The sequence below is a fragment of the Streptomyces pactum genome, from assembly GCF_016031615.1.
GTDB lineage: Bacteria > Actinomycetota > Actinomycetes > Streptomycetales > Streptomycetaceae > Streptomyces > Streptomyces pactus.
Genome location: NZ_JACYXC010000001.1, coordinates 4,467,719 through 4,490,117, shown reverse-complemented (window position 1 = coordinate 4,490,117; position 22,399 = coordinate 4,467,719). Strand labels below are relative to the sequence as shown.

Below are 22,399 nucleotides of genomic sequence, written 5' to 3'. Positions count from 1 at the left end.
TCGGCGCCCTCGGCTCCGTCATCGGTCCCGGCTCGCCCGGTGGCCCAGAATTCCCCCATGGAAATGGACCATACCGGTGGGCAACCGGCGACCTAGCCTGACGGTCATGAGCACTCAGCAGAACACCACCGGCGACACCGCCGGCGCCCACCGGCCGCGGCTGAACCTCGCCGAACTCGCCCCCGACGTCTACAAGGCGATGGTCGGCCTCGACGTGGCGGCCCGGAAGGGCCTGGACCCGGTCCTGGTCCACCTGGTCAAGGTCCGCGCCTCGCAGATCAACCACTGCGCCTTCTGCATCGACATGCACACCAAGGACGCCCGGCACCACGGGGAGAGCGACGTCCGGCTCCACCTGCTCACCGCCTGGGAGGAGGCCGCCGGTCACTTCACCGAGAAGGAACGCGCCGCGCTGGCGCTGACCGAGGCGGTCACCGTGCTGACCGACGGATTCGTACCGGACGAGGTGTACGAGCGGGCCGCCGCGCACTTCGAGGAGACGGAGCTGGCCCGGCTCATCTCCCTCATCCTCACCATCAACGCGTGGAACCGGATCGGCGTCACCTGCCGCCTGGTCCCCGGCGCGTACCAGCCCGGCCAGGCCGCGTCGTGAGCGACAAGGCGGCGGTCTTCCGGGAGCTGCACCGTGACCGCCCGCCCGGCGACCCCCTGGTGCTGCCCGGGCCGTGGGACGCGGCCACGGCCCGGGTGTGCGAGGAGGCCGGGTTCCCCGCGCTGGCCACGCCGAGCGCGGGGATCGCCGCGTCGCTGGGGTACCGGGACGGCGCCACCCCGCCCGACGAGATGTTCGCCGCCATCACCCGGATCACCCGCGCGGTCGGCATCCCGGTCTCGGCCGACGTCGAGGACGGCTACCGGCTGCCGCCCGGGGAGCTGGTCGAACGGCTGCTGGAGGCGGGCGCGGTCGGCTGCAACCTGGAGGACAGCGATCCGCGCACCGGCGAACTGACCGACCCCGGGCGGCACGCCGACCGGCTGGCCGAGGTCTGCGCGGCGGCCGGCGGCGCCCTGCTGGTCAACGCCCGGGTGGACACCTTCCTGCGGGGCCGGCCGGACCCCCGGGCGGCGATCGAGCGGGGCCGCCGCTACGCCGAGGCGGGTGCCGGGTGCGTCTACCCGATCAAGGCACCGCCCGAACTGCTCCCCGAACTGGCGGCCGGGATCGGCGTCCCGGTCAACATCAACGCACGGCCCGGCGGGCTCTCCCCGGCCCGGCTCGGTGAACTGGGCGCCGGCCGGGTCACCTTCGGGCCCGCGCTGCACGCGGCGTCGCTCGGCGCGCTCCGGGACACGCTGGCGGGCCTGCGCCCCACGCCCTGACACCCCGTCCGGGAGAGGCCTGCCGGTCCCGCGGGGAGCCGTCCGGGATCCCCGGGCCTCCACCCGGGAACCGTCCGGCGCCCGCGGGAACCGCCCGGGCGTCTCCGGGCGTGTCCCCCTCCGGGGAGACGTCCGGTCGGCGCCGCCGGGCGCCCGTACTGCGCGATCTGTACATCTGCGGTTACGGACCGTGTCACCCGTTACGCGTTGTGCACGGCGTCAGTCAACGGTTTAAAGTAAACCGCACTTAAGCATCATCAGCTTTCTGGCCCGGTCGCGGGTCATCCATCAGGGGTAGGTCAGCTCAGCATGAAGAAGTACGGACTGTGGGCCGTGGCCGCGTGTGCGGCGATGGCGATGGGTGTCTCCGGCTGCGGCGGCGACGACGGCAAGGACAGCGGCAAGGACGACAAGAAGGTCACCGAGCAGGAGACCAAGGCCCCGGCCACCAACGGCGTGGAGAAGCTGACCGCCAAGGAGATCTACGAGAAGGGGAAGACCGAGCTCACCCAGGCCAAGTCCCTGCGCATGCAGTCGGAGGGCAAGGATGAGGGGCAGGCCATGAAGATGGACCTGCACCTGGACACCGCGGGCAGCTGCCGCGGCTCCATGTCGATGGGTGAGGGCGGCTCCTTCGAGCTGATCAAGCTCGGCGACAAGGTCTGGATGAAGCCCGACGCGGCGTTCTGGAAGACCTCGATGGGCGCCGAGGGCGGCGGCGAGCAGGCGGCGAAGCTCTTCGAGGGCAAGTGGCTGTACGGCACCACCTCCGACGACATGCTCAAGAGCATGTCCGAGGTGTGCGACCTGAAGAGCATCCAGGACGAGGCCGCCGCCGAGAAGCCGGACACGACCATGACCAAGGGCTCGCCGACCACCGTGGACGGCCAGCAGGTCATCCAGGTGAAGGGCAAGAACGACGACGGCGCGCCGACCACCGCCTCCATCGCGCTGACCGGCAAGCCGTACCTGGTCAAGATCGAGGAGACCGGCGCCGACGCGACCACCGCGCGGTTCTCCGACTTCGACAAGCCGGTGGACACCCAGACCCCGGCCCAGAACCAGACCATCGACGTGGCGAAGATGGAGCAGGAGCTGGGCGCCGGCGCCTGATCCACCGGCACCTCCCCGCCGCGCGGTCGCACCGCGGCCGCCGGCGGGTCCCGGCCCGCTCCGGTGCCGCGGCCGCGGTGACCCGCACCGCGGCCCGCCTCCGGTCACCGGCACGCGCACCACGAACGCCCCCGCCACGGCTCCACCGCCGTGGCGGGGGCGTCGTCCTGCCGGAGAAACGCCGCCGACCGCGCGGTACCGGCCGCCGGGCGGCCCGACCGCTCGCCCGGCCGCGTTCGCTGCACGTCCCGGCGCTTCCCGTACCGAAACACCTCGGCACGGCCCGGGCCGGGCACGCGGGTCGCCGCACAGAACACCTTCACCTTTCCTTCGGCGGCCCTTCACCGGCCCGGCGAAGTTACCTGCGAGAAACTTGGCATGTGCGATGACGAGTACATGCCGCCCCGCGCGGACCTGACCGAGCCTCAGTGGCTGGACCTCGACGCCGGGGTGCCCACCACCGGCCGTACCTCACCGGCCCCGGGCACGCCGACCCGCCGCACCGTGCTCGGCGGGGCGCTCGCCGGGGCCGCCGCGCTCACCGTGGGCCCGCAGCTGACGGCCGGCCGGGCCGCGGCGGCCACCGCGGGCGCGCCCGCCGCCACCCCGGTGGTCCCGTTCCCGCTGCCGGACCGGCCCGGCCCCGGCGGCGAGTACGCGGTCCTCGTCACCGGTGACGCGGGGACCGGCGAGGCGGGCCAGTACGCGGTGGCCGCCGCCGCGCGGGAGGTCTGCCGGGCCGAGGGGGTGGGCCTGGCCGTCGGGCTGGGCGACAACATCTACGAGAACGGCCCGGAGTCGGCGCACGACGACGAGTTCGCCACCAAGTTCGAGCAGCCCAACACCGGCATCGACGTGCCCTGGCTGATGGTGCTGGGCAACCACGACTGCTCGGGGCTGATCCCGGGCAGCGGCGGCGACCCGTCCCGGGGCGACCGCGAGGTGGCCTACGCCACCACCTCCCGGCGCTGGTACATGCCGGCCCGCTACTACTCCGTCGCGCTGCCCGCGTCCCCGGGGTCCGCCGCGCCGCTGGTGGAGTTCTTCGCCCTGGACACCAACCCGGTGGCGTCCACGGTGGCGCAGCTCGACCCGTACTTCTCCTGGAACGGCCCGTACATGCGGGAGCAGCGCCGATGGCTGGACGCCGCGCTCACCGCGTCCCGGGCCACCTGGAAGATCGTCCTCGGCCACCACCCGTACCTGAACAACGGCAAGCACGGGAACGCCGGTTCGTTCGACGGCTTCGTCATCGGCGACTACACCAGCGGGGTGCATCTGAAGGAGCTGTACGAGGAGGTGGTGTGCGGGCGGGCGGACCTCATCCTCTCCGGGCACGACCACACGATGCAGATCCTGGAGCCCACCGCCCGCAGCCGGGGCACCCGGCAGATCGTGTGCGGGGCGGCCGGGAAGACCGGTGACGGGAAGGCGCACGGCAGCACCCCGGCGCGCTGGCAGGACTTCTCCCACCACGGCTTCATGGTGCTCAAGGTAGGCGCGGACCGGTTGACGGTGGACGCCTGGACGGTGGACGTGGCCACCTCGACGGCGCGGCCGGCGCACCGTTTCAGCACGGCGCCCGCCGCCGCCGGACGCCGCTGAGCCGGACGCCGCCGAACCGGGCCGGGCGCGCCCGCACCCGGCGGCCCGGGTATCCCGGGCCCCGGGTGGCCCGGCCGGGGCCGGCCCGGCTCCTCAGGGGCGCCGGGCGCGCCGGCGGGGCCGGGAACGGCCCCGCCGACGAACGCGCGGGCTCAGATCAGGCCGAGGCCGCGGACCGCGTCGCGCTCCTCGGTCAGCTCCTTGACCGAGGCGTCGATGCGGGTGCGCGAGAACTCGTTGATCTCCAGGCCCTGGACGATCGTATAGGTGCCGTTCTCGCAGGTGACCGGGAAGGAGGAGATGAGGCCCTCCGGCACGCCGTAGGAACCGTCCGACGGGACGGCCATGGAGGTCCAGTCGCCCGCGGCGGTGCCGTTGACCCAGGTGTGCACGTGGTCGATGGCCGCGTTGGCGGCGGAGGCGGCCGACGAGGCGCCACGGGCCTCGATGATGGCGGCGCCCCGCTTGGCGACGGTCGGGATGAACTCGTCGGCCAGCCACTTCTCGTCGTTCACGACCTCGGCGGCGTTCCGGCCCGCGATCTCGGCGTGGAAGACGTCCGGGTACTGGGTGGCGGAGTGGTTGCCCCAGATCGTCAGCTTCTTGATGTCGGAGACCTGGCTGCCGGTCTTCTTCGCCAGCTGCGACAGCGCGCGGTTGTGGTCCAGGCGGGTCATCGCGGTGAAGCGCTCGGCCGGCACGTCCGGCGCCGCGGCCTGGGCGATCAGCGCGTTGGTGTTCGCCGGGTTGCCGACGACCAGGACCTTGACGTCGTCCGCCGCGTGGTCGTTGATGGCCTTGCCCTGCGGCTTGAAGATGCCGCCGTTCGCCTCCAGCAGGTCACCGCGCTCCATGCCCTTGGTGCGCGGGCGGGCGCCGACCAGCAGGGCGATGTTGGCGCCCTCGAAGCCGACGTTCGGGTCGTCGGTGATGTCGATGCCGCGCAGCAGCGGGAAGGCACAGTCGTCCAGCTCCATGGCGGTGCCCTCGGCGGCCTTCAGGCCCTGCGGGATCTCCAGCAGACGCAGCTTGACCGGCACGTCCGCGCCGAGAAGGTGACCGGAGGCGATGCGGAAGAGCAGCGCGTAGCCGATCTGGCCTGCGGCGCCGGTGACGGTGACATTAACGGGAGTGCGGGTCATGGCGGTCTCCTGCGCTGTGTTTTCTGATCGATCTCTTGGTGTCGAGATACCGGCGTCAGGCTATCCGACCGGGCCCCGCACGGGCTCCGCCGCCCCACTGTGTCGGTGCTCACCGCCCGCGCGGGCGGCCGTTCGCTCACTGAGGAGGGGGAAGGCGAACGGCCGCCTGGCGGTGACACCCGTGGGGGGGATGACATGCGCCTGCCCGGGTCCGGCCGCCTCATGCCCCCTGACCTCGCGGAGATTTGGTGTGTGCCCGGTGGAGACGTCCGCACAGGAGGGGAGCCGGGCGCACGACGGCGGTGGGGCGGGGCGGTCGGCCCCGGGCGAGGCCTCGTGCGGTCCGGACGGGCAGGGACGTACGGCCCGGGCGGGCGGGGCGGCCGGCTCCGACGGGCCGGGCGGGGCCGGACCGCCGGGCCGGGCGCGGCGCGGGCGACGCACCGGGCGGGGGTGGAGGCGGGGCCGGGGGCGGGTCGCACGGCCCCGGCCCGGGGTCACCGGGAGCGGTGGCGGGTGGTCAGGGCAGCGGTCGGACCGGGAGTCGGGACCGAGCCGGGCCGGGCCGGGACGTGGTCGGGGCGGCCGGGCCGGGAGCCGGGACGCGGGGCGGTCGGGGCCGGACGGGGGGCAGGATGGTGCCGGGGCCGGGGCGCGGGGGTCGGGGCGGCCCGGGCCGGGGACTGGGGCCACCGGGACGGGGTCAGGGCCGGGGGGTCGGCCGGGTGCACCCGGTCTCGCCGTTGACGAGCGTCGCGCACGCCTTCGCCTCGGCGCTGGTCTGCACCGCGAGCATCCTGGTGTAGCCCCCGCCGTTCGCGCCCGCCCGGCCGGTCTGGCCGTGCCCGGACGGTCCGTCCTGGCCGGACCGGGTGATCCGCACCGCGTCGCCGGGGCCGGCCTGGGCGATGCGGGCCCACGCGGCACGGCACACCTCGCTGTAGCGGACCTCTATGTAGACGGTGCCGACCATGGCGTCGGCCGTCGTCTCGGCCCGGTCGTCACCGCACCCCATGTCCTCCGGGTCCTTGCCCGTGCAGCCCTGGCCGACGCACTTGACCCCGGGCGGCAGCAGGGGCTCGGTGCTGCGGGTCGGCTTCGCCGCCTCGTTCCCGTCCTCCTCGCCGCCGCCGAAGAGGAGGACCGCCGAGACGATCAGCAGCACGGCGACGACCGCCGCGCCGATCGCGGGCCGCGCCCGCCCGGGTATCCGCTCCAGCAGCCGCGCGACGGCGGCGGCCGGCCGGGCCGTGGCACGGTCCCCGGAACCGGGGTGAGGGTCCTCGTCCACGGCCGGGCGGTCCGCCGGCCGGGCACGGTCCGCGGGTCCCCCGGCGCCGGGCTGCCGGGCGGCACCCGCCGTGCCGGCCGCGGCCGCCGTACCGGCGGCACCGGAGCCGCCGGTGGCACGGGCGGCCCGGGCCTCGGCGACCGGTGCCGTCCCGGGCCCGCCGGCCGCCCCGGCCTCCGCTCCGTTCGTGGCCCGCCGGTCCGTACCGCCCCCGGCCACCGGGCCGGTGTCGTCCGCTCCGGCCGCCGCCCAGGTCGTCCGCGGCCGGCGGCGCGTGCCCGGCGGCACGTCCCTCGACGGCGCGGCGGTCCGCCCCGGAGGAGGCGCCGAGGGTACGGGCGGCAGACCGGGGACCGGCCGGGCGGCGGCCCCGGGCACCGGCGCGTCCCCGCCGGGCGCCGGACCGGCCGGCGGGGTGGCGGGCGGGGAGAGCGTGGGCGGCATGGGCAGGATGGGCCAGGCCAACCGCGCCGCCCGCGCCGCCGCGGGCTCCTCGGCCTCGAAGTCGTAGATATCCGTCGCCCGACGCGCACCGGCGGCGGGGCTGGGCCCGGCGGCGGACCGGGCCTCGCCGGCCGGTCGTCCCGCGGCGGCACGGTCCTGCGGGGCGGGACGGTCCGGTGCGCCGGGGCGGTCCTGCGCCGCGGGGCGGTCCGGTGCGCCGGGGCGGGCGGGTGCGCCGGGGCGGGCCGCGGGCTCCGCTCCGGCGATACGATTCGCCGCCGCTCCGTCCCGGGCCGAGGGGCCGGGTCCCGAGGTGCCCGGTCCCGGGGTGCCTGGTCCCGAGGTGTCCGGTCCACCGGTTCCGGGTCCACCGGCTCCCGGCCCGCCGGTCCGCGATCGGTCCGCCCGCGGCCGGCCGGCGTCCGGTCGCCGGGCCCGCTCTTCGCCTGCGTACGGTCCGCCGGCTCGCGCGACGTCGTACGGTCCGCCGGCGCACGGTCCCGGGCCGCGGCACCGGCGGGCGGGTGGTCCGCCAGCGCGTGCTCCACCGGGACGTGTTCCGCCGGGGCGTGTTCCGCCGGGGCACCGCTCGCGGCGGCGCGGTCGGTCGCGGCCACCGCCGCGACCCCGGCGCCCCGCCGCTCCTCGCGCCCCGTCACGTCCTGCCCCCGGTCGCCATCCCGGTCACCGCTTCCCTCATCGCTCCTGGTTTCCTCTGCCCGGACGTTCCGCGCCGCCCGGACGTTCCCCGCGGCCCCGTCGGCGTCCCCGGGGGCGGCCTCGGCCTCCCGCCGGTCCGGACCGCCGGGACCACCACCGGGTCCGTCGTCTCCCGCCCCGGTGCCACCGCGCACGGTGCGGTCGGCGGTCCGCCGGCCGGCCGGGGGCCGCTCCGGGCCGGCCTCGTGGGACCCGGCCGCCGGTATCGCCCCGTCCGTGGTGTCGTGCCCCATCCCCGCCCGGTTCCACGCCCGTTCGGCCCGGTCCCACAGGATGCCGAGGGGGTCGAAATCGGCGCCGGTGACATCGGCCAGCGCGGCCACGGCGCGGCGGGGCGGCAGCAGACGGCCGGTCAGGTAGCGCTCCCACGACGTTCCGCCGCACGCGGTGCGCTCGGCGACCTCCGCGACGCTCAGCCCGCTCCGCTCGACCAGTACCCGCAGCCGCTCGGTCAACTCACGCACCGAAGGGTCGAGTTCTTCGGACAGCTCTCTCCAACGAGGCATGGCCTCCCCCTGCTCCCCCAGCGCGTGCCCCGGACGTCCCCCCATGACCAGGAGTATCCCAGAAGCCTCAATTCTCCGGCCCGGCCGAGGCCCCTGCGGGCCGGGCCCGGGACCGTGCGGAACGGACCCAGGGACCGTACGGACCGGCCCCGGCGCGGGCCCCGCCCTCACCGCCTGCCGTCCCGTGGTGGGGGCGCGGACGCGCGAATGAAGCGGCGCGAGCCGTACCGGCCGGCGCCCGCCGCGTCCGGGAAGGACGGCGGCCCGTCCGCCCCTCCTCAGGGGTGGACGGGCCGCCGGGGCCGGTGCGGATCACCGCACCGTGAAGTGCACCACGTCCTCCAGGAACGGCACCTTCAGCCAGGGGTCGGGCTGCGCCATCATCGCCAGCATCACGATCGCGAAGCCCAGACCGCCGTAGGTGAGCAGGTCGGTGAAGCGGGACCGCACCGCCAGCATGCCGACCTCGGGCAGCAGCCAGCGCAGCACGGCGCCCAGCAGCAGCGACAGCCCGACGACGATGATGCCCGGGCGGAACGCGTCCAGGGCGACCACCAGCAGGCCGACGCCGACGCCGCTCATCACCGTCAGCAGCGGCCACTGCCGCACCGGCGCGGGGGCGTCCCCCGGCGCGGCCCGGCCGCCGCCCTCCGGGCGCGCGGTGTCCCGCGTGATCAGCGGGAAGCGTCGCGACTTCCTCGGTTCGGCTGCCACCGGGTCCTCCGTCACCGCTCCGGCCTCAGCCGGCATCGCCGATCCCGGCGGCCCGCTCAGCGGCCTCGACCACGTTGACCAGGAGCTGGGCGCGGGTCATGGGGCCCACCCCGCCCGGGTTGGGGGCGACCCATCCGGCCACCTCGCGCACCGCCGGGTCCACATCGCCGACGATCTTGCCGTTGCCGTCCCGGCTGACGCCCACGTCGAGCACCGCGGCGCCCGGCTTGACGTGCTCCGGCTTGATGAGGTGCCCCACGCCGGCGGCGGCCACGATGATGTCCGCCTGCTTCAGGTGCCCGGCGAGGTCACGGGTGCCGGTGTGGCACAGCGTGACGGTGGCGTTCTCGGACTTGCGGGTGAGCAGCAGCCCGATCGAGCGGCCGACGGTGACGCCCCGTCCGACCACCACCACGTGCGCCCCGTCGATCTCCACGCCGTGGCGGCGGAGCAGGTGGACGATGCCGTACGGGGTGCAGGGCAGCGGCGCGGTCTCGTTGAGCACCAGCTTGCCCAGGTTCATCGGGTGGAGGCCGTCGGCGTCCTTGGCCGGGTCGATCAGCTCCAGCACCCGGTTGGTGTCGATGCCCTTGGGCAGCGGCAGCTGGACGATGTAGCCGGTGCACTGCGGGTCGTCGTTCAGCTCCCGGACGACCGCCTCGATCTCCTCCTGGGTGGCGGTGCCCGGCAGCTCGCGCTGGATCGACGCGATGCCGACCTGGGCGCAGTCGCGGTGCTTGCCCGCCACGTACTTCTGGCTGCCGACGTCGTCGCCCACCAGCAGGGTGCCGAGGCCGGGGGTGACCCCCTCGGCCTTCAGGGCCTCGACGCGGGTGGCGAGGTCGGCTTTGATCGCGGCCGCGGTGGCCTTGCCGTCAAGAATCTGGGCGGTCATGGATCCATTCTTCCGGATGCGGGGAGGCCGACTCCAATCAGGGCGGCCGGGGATCGGGGCGGCGGCCCGCGCACATCGGCGGGCCGCCCGGCGCCACCGGGCCGGAACGGCCACCGGGGTCACCGGGCCGGGACGCCCGCAGGCCCGGCCGGGACGCCCGCCGGGGACACCCGACCGGCGGGCCGCCGGGGGGCGCCCGCGTCCGGACGGCCGTGGCGGGCCTGCCGGACCTGCCGGGGCGACCGGGTGGCCGGTCACGGACGCGCCCCTCCGTGGTGGCGGGGGCGCGTCCGCGCCGTCGTCACGGCTCGGGCGTCACGGCTCAGGCGTCACGGCTCAGGCGTCACGGCTCAGTGGAAGAAGTGCCGGGTACCGGTGAAGTACATCGTCACCCCGGCCGCCTCGGCGGCGGCCACCACCAGCTCGTCGCGGACCGAACCGCCCGGCTGCACCACGGCCTTGACGCCGGCCGCGGTCAGCACCTCCAGGCCGTCCGGGAAGGGGAAGAAGGCGTCGGAGGCGGCGTACGAGCCGGCCGCGCGCTCCTCGCCGGCCCGCTGCACCGCGAGCCGCGCCGAGTCCACCCGGTTGACCTGGCCCATGCCGACGCCGACGGTGGCGCCGTCCTTGGCGAGCAGGATCGCGTTGGACTTCACCGCGCGGCAGGCCCGCCAGGCGAAGGCCAGTTCGGCCAGCCCGTCGGCGTCCAGCGCCGCGCCGGTGGCCAGGGTCCAGTTGGCCGGGTCGTCGCCGTCCGCCTGGAGCCGGTCGCGGACCTGGAGCAGCAGGCCGCCCTCGATCGGGCGGGCCTCCAGCGCCTGGGCGGGGGCCTCGGGGCAGCGCAGCACCCGGATGTTCTTCTTCCGGGCGAGGATCTCGACCGCGCCGTCCTCGTAGCCGGGGGCGACGATCACCTCGGTGAAGATGTCGGCCACCTGCTCGGCCATCGCCACCGACACCGGGCGGTTGACCGCGATCACACCGCCGAAGGCGGACAGCGGGTCACAGGCGTGGGCCTTCCGGTGCGCCTCCGCGACGTCCGCGCCGACCGCGATGCCGCAGGGGTTGGCGTGCTTGATGATCGCCACACAGGGCTGGTCGCCGTGGTCGTGGGCGGCCCGGCGGGCGGCCTCGGTGTCCACGTAGTTGTTGTACGACATCTCCTTGCCGTGCAGCTGCTCGGCGCCGGCCAGGCCGCCCCCGCCGCTGGTGTAGAGCGCGGCGGGCTGGTGCGGGTTCTCGCCGTAGCGGAGCACGTTCGCGCGCTCGTAGGTGGCGCCCGCGAAGGCGGGGAAGCCTGCGCCGGCCTCGTCGGCCGCGTACTCGCCGGCGAACCAGTTGGCGACCGCCACGTCGTAGGCGGCGGTGTGCTGGAACGCCTCGGCGGCCAGCCGCTTGCGTGCCGGCAGGTCGAAGCCGCCGTCGGCGACGGCCGTCAGCACATCGGCGTAGCGCGCGGGGTTGACCACCACGGCCACGGACGGGTGGTTCTTGGCCGCCGCCCGGACCATCGACGGGCCGCCGATGTCGATCTGCTCCACGCACTCGTCGGGGGCGGCGCCGGAGGCCACCGTCTCCCGGAACGGGTAGAGGTTGACGACGACCAGCTCGAACGGCTCCACGCCCAGCTCGTCGAGCTGGTTGCGGTGGGACTCCAGCCGCTGGTCGGCGAGGATGCCGGCGTGGACGCGCGGGTGCAGGGTCTTCACCCGGCCGTCGAGGCACTCGGGGAAGCCGGTCAGCTCCTCGACCTTGGTGACCGGGACGCCGGCCGCGGCGATCCTCGCGGCGGTGGAGCCGGTGGACACCAGCTGGACCCCGGCGGCGTGCAGCCCCTGGGCCAGCTCCTCCAGACCGGTCTTGTCGTAGACGCTGAGCAGGGCGCGGCGGACCGGGCGCTTGGCGGCGCCGGTCCCGGTGGCCTCGGTGGCGGTGGCCTCGGCGTTGGTGGCGGTCACGGGATTGTTACCTTTCGTCCCTCGATGCGGTAGCCGTTGCGGGCCAGACGCCCCACGACATCGACGAGCAGCGAGCGCTCGACTTCCTTGATCCGCTCGTGCAGCGCGGATTCGTCGTCCTCGTCCCGGACCTCGACCACGCCCTGGGCGATGATCGGGCCGGTGTCCACGCCGTCGTCGACGAAGTGGACGGTGCAGCCGGTCACCTTGGCGCCGTACGCGAGCGCGTCCCGTACCCCGTGCGCGCCGGGGAAGGCGGGCAGCAGCGCGGGGTGGGTGTTGACGCACCGGCCGCCGAAGCGGGCCAGGAACTCCGGGCCCACGATCTTCATGAACCCGGCGGAGATCACCAGGTCGGGCCGGTGGGCGGCGGTCGCCTCGGCGAGGGCGAGGTCCCAGGCGGCGCGGCTGGGGTGGTCCTTCACCCGGCACACGAACGTCGGGATGGACAGCCGCTCGGCGCGGGCCAGGCCCTCGATCCCGTCGCGGTCGGCGCCGACCGCGACGACCTCGGCGCCGTAGCCGGCCGGTCCGTGGGCGGCGATGGCGTCGAGCAGGGCCTGGAGATTGGTGCCGGAACCGGACACCAGCACGACGAGGCGGGCCGGAGCCGGCGGGGCGGGAGGGGGGCAGGGGGAGGCCACGGCGGGGCTCTTTCTCACGGGTGGTGCGGGATCTTCACGGTGCTGCGGACCCGCACGGCGTCCCGGCGGGGCCGTGCCCCGCACGGGCCGCGGGCGTCCTCGGACGCGTCGGCGGGCGGGGCCGCGGGCCGGTCGGTCGGTCGGCCGCGGGGGTCGGTGGTGGCGGTGGTGCGGGTGGTGGTGGGGGGTTCTGATGCCGGCGGCGGTGACGGCGGTCTGTTCGTCGGACGGTCTCGGCGGTCGGTTCGGCAGTCGGTTCCGGCGGTCGGTTCCGGCGGGCGGGCGGGCGGTTTCGGACGGTCGGTTCGGCGGGCAGTTCCGGCGGTCGGGGGGCGGTTTCGGACGGTCGGCATCGTGCGGGCGGTCTCGTGCGGATCCCTCCGGAGGTTCCCCTCCGCGGCCCCGTTCCGGGGATCTCTCCGGGTTCCCCTCAGGGGGTTCCCGGGGACTCCTGAGGACTTCCGGGGCACTCCTCGGGGGACTCGTCGGGACCTCCCCCGGGTCTCTTCGGGACCTCCTCGGGACCACTTCGGCGATCTCTTTGTACGGTCGTACGAGCAGGTGACGACCCTGATTCAGGGCGACCCTACGAAGCAGCGGACCGGCAGCAACGATACCGGCACCCCCGGCGGTCCCGGTGGGCCGCCCGGTCACGGCCCCCTCCCGGACGGACGGCGGCGCGGAGGGTAGCGTCGGGTCTGCGAAACCCTCCGGCGCCTCCGCGGTGCCGGCGGGCCCCGGTCCCCGCCCGGGTGGCACCGGGGCCTTCCGGCGAGCGGGCGGGCGGCGGTACGGACCGGACGGGCGGCACTTCCCGCGCCGCCCGTCCGTTCAGTGAGCGGGTACGCGGGACGCCCCGGGCGTCACGCGCGTATCGCAGACGCCGTCGCACCCCGTACCGTGCCCGGCGTGCAGGACGACGACACAAGGGGAAGACATACTCCACATGCCGCACCCACGCCGCCGCGCGGCCCACTGCCCCACCCCGGTCCCCGACGCCGGGGAGGCCCGGCGATGAGGGGCGCCCAGAAGTCGCACGCGCCGCTGGCGCGGGAGCGGCAGTCGCCTTCGTCCTCCCCGTCCCCGGGCGGCCAGGACGACCACAACCCGTTCGCCCCGCCGCCGGAGGGCAGCCCCGAGCAACCGTGGCGCCCCCGCAGCCGGCCCACCGGTGACGGCGGCCCCGGCAACGGCGGGAACGGCTCCGCCGGCGGCGACGGGGACGGCTCCGACGGCCGGGGCGGCGGCCCGGGCCGGGAGGACGGCCCCGGCGACCCCTCCGGCGGACCGCGGCAGCCCCCGGCGTGGGGCAGCCAGTGGAGCAGCCGGCAGCCCGGCCGGCAGAGCGGCGGCTGGGGCGGCAACCAGGGCGAGCGCCCCAACGGGCGGGACGGCCAGCGCGGCTCCGGCCCGCGCTGGGACCCCACCGACCCGGCGCAGCGGCGCGCCCGGTACGCCCTGCTGGCCGGCATGTGGGCGTTCTTCTTCGCCCTGTTCAGCCTGCCCGAGATCGCCCTGCTGCTCGGCGCGCTGGCGCTGTACTGGGGCATCAGCTCGCTGCGCGGCAAGCCGCGCCGCCCCGACGCCGGCCGGACGGCAGCGGCGGCGGTGGACGCCCCGCCGCCCGCCCCCGGACGCCCGGCGCGCCCCCTCCCGGCCCCCCCCCCGGGCGAACGGCGGCAAGCCGCAGGCCGCGGCGGCGATCAGCGGCCTGGTGACGGGCGGCATCGCGCTGCTCATCGTGGTGGCGACGTACAGCGTCCAGCTGATCTACAGCGACTACTACACCTGCGTGGACGACGCCCTCACCAGCACCTCCCGGGAGCAGTGCGAACAGAAGCTGCCGGAACAGCTCCGCCCGCTGCTCGACACGGACGACTGACGCCTGACGGCGCCCGCCCGCCGCGGCAGGGTCCGGCGGCGGGCATCCGGCCGGTGCGGCTGCTGTGGCGCGAGCGGCCGTACGGCGACGGGCCGGTCGGTGCGGTGGGGCGGGAGCCCCCGTCCGGTACGGCGGGAGCCGGCGGCCCGGCCGGTGCGGCCGGCGGCGGCCCTGCTCAGGCGCGGGTGGCGGGGGCGGGCGCGGCCGGTACGGCTGGTGCGGCGCCCCGGCCGGTACGGCGGGAGCCGGCGGCCCGGCCGGTACGGCGGGAGCGGCTGGTGCGGCGCCCCCGCCGGTGCGGCGGAGCGACCGGTGCGGCTGGTGCGCGAGAGCCGGCGGCCCGGCTCAGGCGCGGGTGGCGGGGCGGGCGCGGCCGCGGGTCGGGCTCGACGCAGGGGCGCTGCCCCGGTCCGGGCGACCCGGCCCAGTCCTGGCCGGGTCCGGCCGGGTCGGAAGACGCCGGGGCGGAAGACGATCGGGTCCCCGGTTGTGAGGCGCCACAGCCGGCCGCCAGGCTGCGGCGCGGCACCGGGGCCAGGAAACGACCGAGCCCCCGGCAGCGAGGGCGGGCCCGGCCACGGATCGGGCTCGACGCAGGGGCGCTGCCCCGGTCCGGGCGACCCGGCCCAGTCCGGGTCGGGTCGGAGTCAGCCCAGTCCGGGCCGGGACCGGCCGGGTCGCGAGACGGTCGAGTCCCCGACTGCGGGGGGCCACGGCCGGCCGCCGGCTGCGGCGCGCCACCGGGGCAGGGAAACGGCCGAGCCTCCGGCGACGGCGGGCGCCAGGCCGACCACCGGTCGTTCGCGGTGCGGCCGTGGCCGGCCGTTCGGTCCGCGGCGGCGGCGCACCACGCGGGCAGCCGGGCGAGCGGGCCCTCCTGCGCCCGCGTACCAGGTCACATGACCGTCCGGCCACAGCGGCACCGCGGGTGCGTCCGGTTCCGCGCCGCCGTCGACGACGTGATCGACCCGGTCGGCCACCCCGCCACCGCCGAGCCGGCTGGTCCGGTCGAGCGGGAGCCCCCGGCCGCCGTCCTCCGCTCGTAGCGGCCGCCCCGCCGCAGCCGCACGTCCCGCAGCCGCCGGCCACGGGTCGTGGCGTTGATGTCCGTCGCCCGGACCGTGGTGTTCGTCGTGGGGGCACCGTGTCCACCCGCGTCGTGCGTCGTGCGGAGCACCGTGCCCGCCGTGCGGAGCACCGTGTGCGTCGAGCCCGAAGCATCGTGTCCGCCCGGACGGCCGTCATCGTCCCGCCCGACGGCCGTCATCGTCGTCCGGCCGTCGGGTGCGGCGCCCGGGGTGCGCCCTGTCGCGCCGGGCGGCCGGGGCGACAGGGCCGAGGCGTCCGCGGTTCCGCCGCGCCGGCCGTGGCGCCCGTACGGGTTACAGCTCGTCCGCGGGTGGGTCGGCCTCGGGCGGTACGGCCTCGGAGCTCCGGCCGGCGGCGCCCCGTGGCTCCTCGGTCCACTCCCAGGACGGCGGCCCGGCCCCTGGCCAGCGGTCCTCCGGGTCGGCCCACCGCTCATCGGCCGGGTCGGCCGCCTCCGACCACTCGTTCTTCGCCGTCCATTCGGTGGCGTCGCCCGGTTCGGCGGCGGTCCAGCGGGCCGGGCGCATCCGGCTCCGCAGCCGGGCCACGGTGCCGCCGGCCCGCAACGGGCGGGGCGCCGCGGTCCCCTCACCGTCGCCGCCCGGGTCACCGTCCCCGTCGGGTTCGCCGTCCCCGGCCGGGCCGGGGTGGTCGCCGGCCACGCCGGGGTGCGGCACGGCACGCCGCCCCCGCTCCGCCGCCGGGCCGGTCCTCCCTCCCGGGCCCGCGTCCGGTGCCCGGTCCCTCCCCGACGGCCGTTCCGGGGCCGGCTGCCCGGCCGCCGCGGGAGACCGGTCCAGGGTCGTGGCCGCCGCCGTGAGGGCGTCGGGGAAGTCCGCCGGGCAGCTCTCCGAACGGGCCTCGGGCAGCAGGTCCGGGTACCGGCCGCCCATGTCCTCCGGCACGCCGCCCCCGGGGCGGCCCGTCCCGGGTCGGCCGGCCCGGGGGCCCGCGCCCCGGCCCGCCGCGTCGGCCCCCGTACCCCGTCACACTCCCACGGCTCCCACGCCCCCCTCCTCCTCCCATGTCTCCCCCGGTGTCCCCCACCCCACCGGTCTCCCACACCGGTGGCACTCGGTCCCCCCGGCCCGGCGCGTCGTGGTGCCCGGCGCGGTTCCGGCGGAGCAGGGGGAAGGGTGCGCACCAGCCGTCGGCCCGCCCGGCCCGGTGCGGTCCGCAGCCACCGCACGGGGGCCGAGGCCGCGATGCGGGCCGCGCCGGTGGGCGGCGGAGCGGTTCCGGCGGCCCGGGCCGCCACCTCCGCCCGGTGCCGTGCCGCCCGCCGCACCAGCCGGAACCAGCGGAGCCCCACCGCCCCGGGGACGCCGAGCAGCAGGCTCCAGGCCAGCGCCGCGCCGCCCGCCTGCCACCAGCGGGGCCCGAACTCCGCGAGGGCCCGGGTGCCGAGCGGGCCGCCGGAGACCTCGGCCAGCAGCGCGGTGGCCAGCCCGCAGCCGCAGGCGGCGAGCGCCGCCGTGAGCGCGGTCTCGCGGTAGCTCCACGGTCTCCCGCCGCCCCGCGCCGTCAGATACGCGGTGTACTCCGAGCCGCCGGTCAGATACCGCCACAGCGACCGGAGAGCCCGGACCGGCCGGGAGGCGCGCACCGCACGCAGGAGCCGGGCGACCGGCGTCACCCGGGCGAGGCGGCGGACCGACCGGGACAGCCAGGACCGCCGGAACGGCCGGAGCCGCCGGACCGGTCGGAGCGCCGCCCGGACCGGTCGGAGCGCCGCCCGGAGGGGCCGGAACAGCCGGGACGGCCCGGGGGAGCGGGGACGGGCGGCGGGCGGCGGACGGCGGGGGCGGTGCCGGGCATGCGGCCGTCCGGTTCCGCACGGCCCTCCCGCGCCGGCCCTCCCGCGCCCGGCCCCTCACCGGCCGTCACCACCTCGGCCGGCTCCCCGTCGACCGCTTCCTCCCGGGCGGGCTCCGCCCCGACCGGTTCTCCGGAGGCAGGGTCCCCCGGGGCGGGGGACCCCGTGGGCCGGCCCCACCCCTGCCGGACTCTCCCCGACGGGGCTCTCCCTGCAGGGCACTCCCCCACCAGGGCCTCCGCCACGGCCGCGTCCCCCTACGGGGCCCTCCCCGGCCGGTCTCCCCCGGGCCGGTTCCTCCCCCGAGGGTGCCTCCCGGGCCGGTTCCTCCCCCGCGGGTGTCTCCGGGAACGGCTCCTCCCCCGCGGGTGTCTCCGGGAACGGTCGCTCGTCGGCGGGCGTCTCTCCGCCCGGTCGCTCGTCCGCGGGGGTCCCCGGGGCGGGTGCCGTCCCGCCCTGCGGCCCGGGGGCCGGCACCTCCCGGAGGGGCGGTTCCATCGCTTCCCCCCGGGTGTGCGGAATGCGGGCCGTCGGCAGCGGGCGGAGCGCGGCGCTGGAGACGAACCAGGCCACCGACAGTCCGACGGCGAGCGGCACGGTCGCGGCGAGCAGCAGGTACGGCAGGCCGCCCCGCGGGCTCTCCCCGGGCAGCGCCGCCAGCAGCGGGAAATACGGAAGTTCCGGATAGCCGGTCATGCCGAGCGGCGCCACCGTACTGCCGGCGCCGATGGTGAAGCCGGGGCCGAGCCCGTAGACGCCGGCCCACAGGACCGCGTTGGGCAGCAGCGCCAGGCTGAGCACCAGGACCGCCAGCCGCCCCGACCAGGCGCCGGTGAGCTGCCCGAAGGTGGCGGAGACCGCGCCGGCGTGCCCGGTCAGGGACACCGCGGTCAGCAGGGCCCCGGTGCCGATCAGGGCCAGCACCGCCGCCCCGGTCGCGCGCAGCGCCGTGGCCAGCCGGCGCGGGGTGAGCCAGGCCGGGGCGTGCAGCGCTTCCGCCAGCCGGGCCGCGCCGGGCAGCGGCAGCGTGGTCAGCAGCCGGCGGACGGCGGTGGGCAGCAGGCCGTACGGGCGCCCGGTGCCGGACCACACACCCATCGCGACGACGGTCACGGTGACCACCGGCAGCCGCAGCAGGGCGCCCAGCGGTTCGACCCGCACCGGGCCCTCCGAGGCGTACACCACCGCCGCCAGCCCGACCAGCAGATAGCCACCGGCCACCCAGGCGACGGCCCGGCGCGGTACCAGCGGCGGGCTGGAGAGCGCGAGCACCACGGGCGGCGCGCTGAGCGCGGCCCCCCCGGGCACCGGCTCCGGCGGCTCCAGCGCGTGCCGCGCGGCCCGGTGCAGCAGCCAGCAGGGCAGGGCGCTGATCAGCAGCGGGTTGAGCCCGATGGGCGCGGTACCGCCGACCGCCGGCTGCGCACGGGCCAGCTCCGCGCCGTGGGCCAGCAGCCACAGGTCGGCGGCGACGTGCAGCGCACCGCTGGGTCCGGTCCCGGCGTACGGGGAGCCGATCCACAGCAGCACCACGACGACGGCGAGGGTGCCCAGTCCCAGGCAGGCGGCGACCACCCCGCTGAAGAACGCCTGTCCGACCGCAGAGGTGTCCCGGGCGGCGGAGTAGCCACGCGAGGACAACGAAGGGCCGTGGTCGGTCAATTGCGTCACACGATCATGCTGCCAAGAACATCCCCATTTGCCCCTGTAGCAGGCGCATGACCGCCGTGTCGCCCACCATATAGATATGCCTATTTTCGTACGGTTTGGCGGTGGTGCGGATATGACCCGAGGCGGAACGGGGGCACACCGGGCCGGTGGCGCGCCGGACGGCAGGGCTGACGACAGGGCGAGCGGCAGGGCGGGAACGCACCGGACCGGGAACGCGAGCGAGGACGCGGCGGACGGTGCCGCCGCGGGCGGCACGTGCGGGCCGGCCCGCACGGCTCACGACCGGGGCCGTCAGGCGCGGGACGACGGCCGCGGCACGCGGAACACGAACCGTACGGCGCGGGGCTCGGGCCCTACGAGCAGCGGTCACCCGAACGCGGGGCACCCGGGCTCCGACCGACCGGGCACCGACCGCCGGGGCACCGGACAGGCGACCGGTCGTCCGCGTACCGGCCCGGTGACCGGCCGGGCAGCAGCCGCGCGGGCCGTCCGCCACCCGGCTGACGACGCCCCCGGCCGCGCCACATCGCCACCTCCCACCGGCCCCGGCACCGCACCTCCCCGGACCGGGACTGGGACCGGGACAGCGGCAGGGGCAGGGACCGGGACCGCGCCGGGGAACTCCACGCCGGAGCCTTGCGCCCCCGGGGTCGCCCCCATGCCGGACGACACCCCTCCGCCCCGGGAGGCGGCAGAGGGTCCGGCCGGGGCGGAGGACGACACCGTCCCGCTCCCGGTGGTGCCCTCCGGCGGTGCGCCGGCACCCGGCACCCCCCGTGCCGCCACCTCCGGCACCGCTGGCACGGCCGCCACCCCCGGCACCGCTGGCACGGCCGCCACACCCGGCACCGCTGGCACGGTTGCGACCCCCGGCTCGGCCGCGCCCGATGTCCCGTCCGGCGCGTCCGGTGCCGGCGTCCTGCCGCCGGACCCGTCCGCCACCGGTGTCCCGCCGGACCTGCCGGACCCGGCCGCCGCCGACACGCCGGTGGCCGCGTTCGAGGCCCTGTACGACCGGCACGCGCCGTGCCTGATACGCCAGGCGTACCTGCTCACCGGCGATCCACGGCTGGCCCGACGGTCGGTGGAGTACGCGTTCCAGCTGGCCTGGCAGCGGTGGCCCGAGGTGGCCGTGGACCGCGACCCGGGGGGCTGGATACGGGCGGCCACCTATGAGTACGCGCTCTCGCCCTGGCGCCGGACGCGCCCGGCCCGCCCGGGCCCGCCGCCGGACCCGACCCCCACGGCCACCTCCCCGACGAGCGCCACCGAAGCGGCCGGCCCGTCCACCCCCACCCCCGGAGCCGCCCCCCGCCATGTCCGGAACCTCCGCCACGGCACCGCCCCCCCCCCACCGGCCCCGAACCAGGTCGCACCGATGCGGGTGACGCCCCCACCGATGCCGGGGCCTCTCCCACCCGGACGCCGGACGAGGACGGCCGGGAGGCGCCGCCCGCACCCGCCGACGGACGGCACGGTGGTGAACGGCGCGGCAGCGAACGGCGCACCCCGGGCCGGCGGCCCCGAAACCGGCCGGCGAACCGGCAGCAGCCCCGGGAAGCACCGGCACCACAGCCACCGCTCGGCCGGCCGTCGGGCGAGCGGCGACCGGACGGCCGTCCGTCGGATGCGGCAGCGACGACCGACGCGGCAACCGGAGCAGCGACGGCGACGACAGCGGGAGCGGCGGCGGCAACAGCAACGGCGGCGGGCGAGCGCTCCGGCATCGCGCGGACGGACGGTCCCCGCCCCCGGCCCGCCACTCCGCAGCCCGCCCTGCTCGACGCGCTGCTCTGCCTGCCACGCCCCTACCGGCGGGCGCTGCTGCTCTACGACGGGGTGGGGCTGGGCCTTCCGGAGACCGCCGCCGAGACCGAGGCCACCACGTCGGCGACCGTGAACCGGCTGCGGCACGCCCACGCCGCGCTCGTCGAACGGCTCCCCGAGCTGCGGGCGGCCCGCCCGGCCGAGCAGCGGCGCATCCTCCACCGGCGGCTCGCCGAGGCCGCCGCCGCGCAGCCGCTGGACACCAGGCCGGCGCGGACCGTACGGCTGGACGGCGAGCGGGCCACCCGCCGCCGGACCCGGGCGGCGATCGGGCTGCCGGTCTCCTTCGCGGTGGCCGTCGGCCTGGCAATGGCGGTCAGCCCGGACCGGGGCGCCCCGGCCCCGGAGCCCGAGCAACGCCCGGCCGCCACCCAGCCCGGGTCCCGGTGACCCGGCTCGGCGCGGCATCACCGGGCCGGCGCCGGCAGAGCCCGGGCGACAGGAGGAGTTCGGGCGACAGGAGGAGTTGGGGGGGCGCCGTGGCGTAAGGCGCCGGCGGGCCGACGGGGAGGGGCCGGCGCGGCACCGGAGCGGCGCCGCCGGGAGCAGGTCCCGCCCGACCCCGGCCACGGGCGGCGGCGGGCCGGCCAGGGCGGCGGCTGGCCGACAACAGCGCCACCCGACCCCATGGCACCACGGGCAGCGCCACCCCGGCCGGCACCCCCGCAGACGGCAGGCCGGCGAACGGCAGCCCCGCGAACAGCACTACGGGCCCGCACCCCCCTGACCAAGGGGTGCGGGCCCGTAGGGGTTCCGCGGGGCAGCGGCATGACCGGCCGGCCGTGCCGCTGTGACGGCCGGCGGCTCAGCCGCGACCGTGCGGCACGGCACGCCGCCGGTCGGCCGTGCTCAGCCCTGGAGCGCGGCCCGCGCCAGGCGCGCGGTCTCGGACGGGGTCTTGCCGACCTTGACGCCCGCGGCCTCCAGGGCCTCCTTCTTCGCCTGGGCGGTGCCGGAGGAGCCGGAGACGATGGCGCCGGCGTGGCCCATGGTCTTGCCCTCGGGCGCGGTGAAGCCCGCGACGTAGCCGACGACCGGCTTGGTGACGTTGGCCTTGATGAAGTCCGCGGCCCGCTCCTCGGCGTCGCCGCCGATCTCGCCGATCATCACGATCAGGTCGGTGTCGGGGTCGGCCTCGAAGGCGGCCAGCGCGTCGATGTGGGTGGTGCCGATGATCGGGTCACCGCCGATACCGACGCAGGAGCTGAAGCCGATGTCGCGCAGCTCGTACATCATCTGGTAGGTCAGCGTGCCGGACTTGGACACCAGACCGATGCGGCCGGGCTTGGTGATGTCGGCCGGGATGATGCCCGCGTTCGACTGACCCGGCGTGATCAGACCCGGGCAGTTCGGGCCGATGATGCGGGTCTTGTTGCCCTTGGCCTGGGCGTGCGCCCAGAAGGTGGCGGTGTCGTGGACCGCGATGCCCTCGGTGATCACGACGGCCAGCGGGATCTCGGCGTCGATCGCCTCGATGACCGCGTCCTTGGTGAACTTCTCCGGGACGAAGATGACCGTGACGTCGGCGCCGGTCTTCTCGATGGCCTCGGCGACGGTGCCGAAGACCGGGATCTCGGTGCCGTCGAAGTCCACGGAGGTGCCGGCCTTGCGCGGGTTCACGCCACCGACGATGTTGGTGCCCGAAGCGAGCATCCGGCGGGTGTGCTTCTGCCCCTCGGAGCCGGTCATGCCCTGGACGATGACCTTGGATTCCTTGGTGAGGAAGATAGCCATGGTGTTG

General features: G+C 76.9%; 16 protein-coding genes and 2 pseudogenes. 7 read left to right on the top strand and 11 right to left on the bottom strand.

The window, feature by feature from the left end:
- The first annotated feature begins 106 nt into the window (after positions 1-106).
- From IHE55_RS17740 to IHE55_RS17725, 4 genes are all read left to right on the top strand, one after another.
- Positions 107-613 (top strand): carboxymuconolactone decarboxylase family protein, encoded by a 507-nt coding sequence (locus IHE55_RS17740; RefSeq protein ID WP_197989913.1) that lies wholly within the window; start codon positions 107-109, stop codon positions 611-613.
- Positions 610-1,341: an isocitrate lyase/PEP mutase family protein gene (locus IHE55_RS17735; protein WP_197989912.1), complete on the top strand. Its 732-nt coding sequence runs from the start codon at positions 610-612 to the stop codon at positions 1,339-1,341. The genes IHE55_RS17740 and IHE55_RS17735 overlap by 4 nt, the downstream gene beginning before the upstream one ends.
- Positions 1,342-1,650: 309 nt before the next feature.
- Positions 1,651-2,454 (top strand): hypothetical protein, encoded by an 804-nt coding sequence (locus tag IHE55_RS17730; RefSeq protein WP_197989911.1) that lies wholly within the window; start codon positions 1,651-1,653, stop codon positions 2,452-2,454.
- A 378-nt stretch (positions 2,455-2,832) separates the two neighbouring features.
- Positions 2,833-4,059: a metallophosphoesterase gene (locus IHE55_RS17725; protein WP_197989910.1), complete on the top strand. Its 1,227-nt coding sequence runs from the start codon at positions 2,833-2,835 to the stop codon at positions 4,057-4,059.
- A gap of 152 nt (positions 4,060-4,211) precedes the next feature.
- Here IHE55_RS17725 and IHE55_RS17720 read toward each other — a convergent pair whose 3' ends face one another.
- From IHE55_RS17720 to purN, 7 genes and pseudogenes are all read right to left on the bottom strand, one after another.
- Positions 4,212-5,201 (bottom strand): malate dehydrogenase, encoded by a 990-nt coding sequence (locus IHE55_RS17720; protein WP_197989909.1) that lies wholly within the window; start codon positions 5,199-5,201, stop codon positions 4,212-4,214.
- 703 nt (positions 5,202-5,904) lie between these two features.
- A complete protein-coding gene (locus IHE55_RS32720) occupies positions 5,905-6,492 on the bottom strand; it encodes a DUF2690 domain-containing protein (RefSeq protein WP_197989908.1) in 588 nt (195 codons plus the stop codon).
- A 1,466-nt stretch (positions 6,493-7,958) separates the two neighbouring features.
- Positions 7,959-8,162: pseudogene (locus IHE55_RS32715) on the bottom strand (helix-turn-helix domain-containing protein); the annotation flags it as partial.
- A gap of 312 nt (positions 8,163-8,474) precedes the next feature.
- Positions 8,475-8,912, bottom strand: coding sequence for a DUF3017 domain-containing protein (locus IHE55_RS17705; protein WP_197989907.1), 438 nt, complete (start codon positions 8,910-8,912; stop codon positions 8,475-8,477).
- Complete coding sequence (locus IHE55_RS17700; protein ID WP_197989906.1) at positions 8,902-9,771, bottom strand: bifunctional methylenetetrahydrofolate dehydrogenase/methenyltetrahydrofolate cyclohydrolase; 870 nt, start codon at positions 9,769-9,771, stop codon at positions 8,902-8,904. The genes IHE55_RS17705 and IHE55_RS17700 overlap by 11 nt, the downstream gene beginning before the upstream one ends.
- Positions 9,772-10,121: 350 nt before the next feature.
- Complete coding sequence (gene purH, locus IHE55_RS17695; RefSeq protein WP_197989905.1) at positions 10,122-11,729, bottom strand: bifunctional phosphoribosylaminoimidazolecarboxamide formyltransferase/IMP cyclohydrolase; 1,608 nt, start codon at positions 11,727-11,729, stop codon at positions 10,122-10,124.
- The gene (gene purN, locus IHE55_RS17690; RefSeq protein WP_197989904.1) at positions 11,726-12,373 is read right to left on the bottom strand and encodes a phosphoribosylglycinamide formyltransferase; all 648 of its coding nucleotides are present in this window, start codon (positions 12,371-12,373) and stop codon (positions 11,726-11,728) included. The genes purH and purN overlap by 4 nt, the downstream gene beginning before the upstream one ends.
- Positions 12,374-14,087: 1,714 nt before the next feature.
- On the opposite strand from purN, the gene IHE55_RS32710 reads away from it, so the two are divergent.
- Together IHE55_RS32710 and IHE55_RS33180 are read left to right on the top strand one after the other, a co-directional pair.
- Complete coding sequence (locus IHE55_RS32710) at positions 14,088-14,255, top strand: hypothetical protein (RefSeq protein WP_307826714.1); 168 nt, start codon at positions 14,088-14,090, stop codon at positions 14,253-14,255.
- Between the two features lie 899 nt (positions 14,256-15,154).
- Positions 15,155-15,301: a hypothetical protein gene (locus IHE55_RS33180; protein WP_197989903.1), complete on the top strand. Its 147-nt coding sequence runs from the start codon at positions 15,155-15,157 to the stop codon at positions 15,299-15,301.
- 336 nt (positions 15,302-15,637) lie between these two features.
- Here the strand turns inward: IHE55_RS33180 and IHE55_RS17675 are convergent, their stop codons facing one another.
- From IHE55_RS17675 to IHE55_RS32320, 3 genes and pseudogenes are all read right to left on the bottom strand, one after another.
- A complete protein-coding gene (locus IHE55_RS17675) occupies positions 15,638-16,021 on the bottom strand; it encodes a hypothetical protein (protein ID WP_197989902.1) in 384 nt (127 codons plus the stop codon).
- A gap of 638 nt (positions 16,022-16,659) precedes the next feature.
- Positions 16,660-16,950, bottom strand: a pseudogene (locus tag IHE55_RS31425) (cell division protein PerM); the annotation flags it as partial.
- 267 nt (positions 16,951-17,217) lie between these two features.
- A complete protein-coding gene (locus tag IHE55_RS32320) occupies positions 17,218-18,831 on the bottom strand; it encodes a cell division protein PerM (protein ID WP_197989901.1) in 1,614 nt (537 codons plus the stop codon).
- 1,839 nt (positions 18,832-20,670) lie between these two features.
- Here IHE55_RS32320 and IHE55_RS33175 point away from each other — a divergent pair.
- Positions 20,671-21,048, top strand: coding sequence for a hypothetical protein (locus IHE55_RS33175; RefSeq protein ID WP_197989900.1), 378 nt, complete (start codon positions 20,671-20,673; stop codon positions 21,046-21,048).
- 459 nt (positions 21,049-21,507) lie between these two features.
- Here IHE55_RS33175 and sucD read toward each other — a convergent pair whose 3' ends face one another.
- Complete coding sequence (gene sucD / locus IHE55_RS17660; RefSeq protein WP_197989899.1) at positions 21,508-22,392, bottom strand: succinate--CoA ligase subunit alpha; 885 nt, start codon at positions 22,390-22,392, stop codon at positions 21,508-21,510.
- Positions 22,393-22,399 lie beyond the last annotated feature (7 nt).

Coding starts and splice junctions, on each gene's coding strand:
- IHE55_RS17725 (WP_197989910.1), top strand. CDS start 2,833: ATGTGCGATGACGAGTACATGCCGCCCCGCGCGGACCTGACCGAGCCT.
- IHE55_RS17730 (WP_197989911.1), top strand. CDS start 1,651: ATGAAGAAGTACGGACTGTGGGCCGTGGCCGCGTGTGCGGCGATGGCG.
- sucD (WP_197989899.1), bottom strand. CDS start 22,392: ATGGCTATCTTCCTCACCAAGGAATCCAAGGTCATCGTCCAGGGCATG.
- IHE55_RS17705 (WP_197989907.1), bottom strand. CDS start 8,912: ATGCCGGCTGAGGCCGGAGCGGTGACGGAGGACCCGGTGGCAGCCGAA.
- IHE55_RS17740 (WP_197989913.1), top strand. CDS start 107: ATGAGCACTCAGCAGAACACCACCGGCGACACCGCCGGCGCCCACCGG.
- IHE55_RS17700 (WP_197989906.1), bottom strand. CDS start 9,771: ATGACCGCCCAGATTCTTGACGGCAAGGCCACCGCGGCCGCGATCAAA.
- IHE55_RS33180 (WP_197989903.1), top strand. CDS start 15,155: ATGACCGTCCGGCCACAGCGGCACCGCGGGTGCGTCCGGTTCCGCGCC.
- IHE55_RS17720 (WP_197989909.1), bottom strand. CDS start 5,201: ATGACCCGCACTCCCGTTAATGTCACCGTCACCGGCGCCGCAGGCCAG.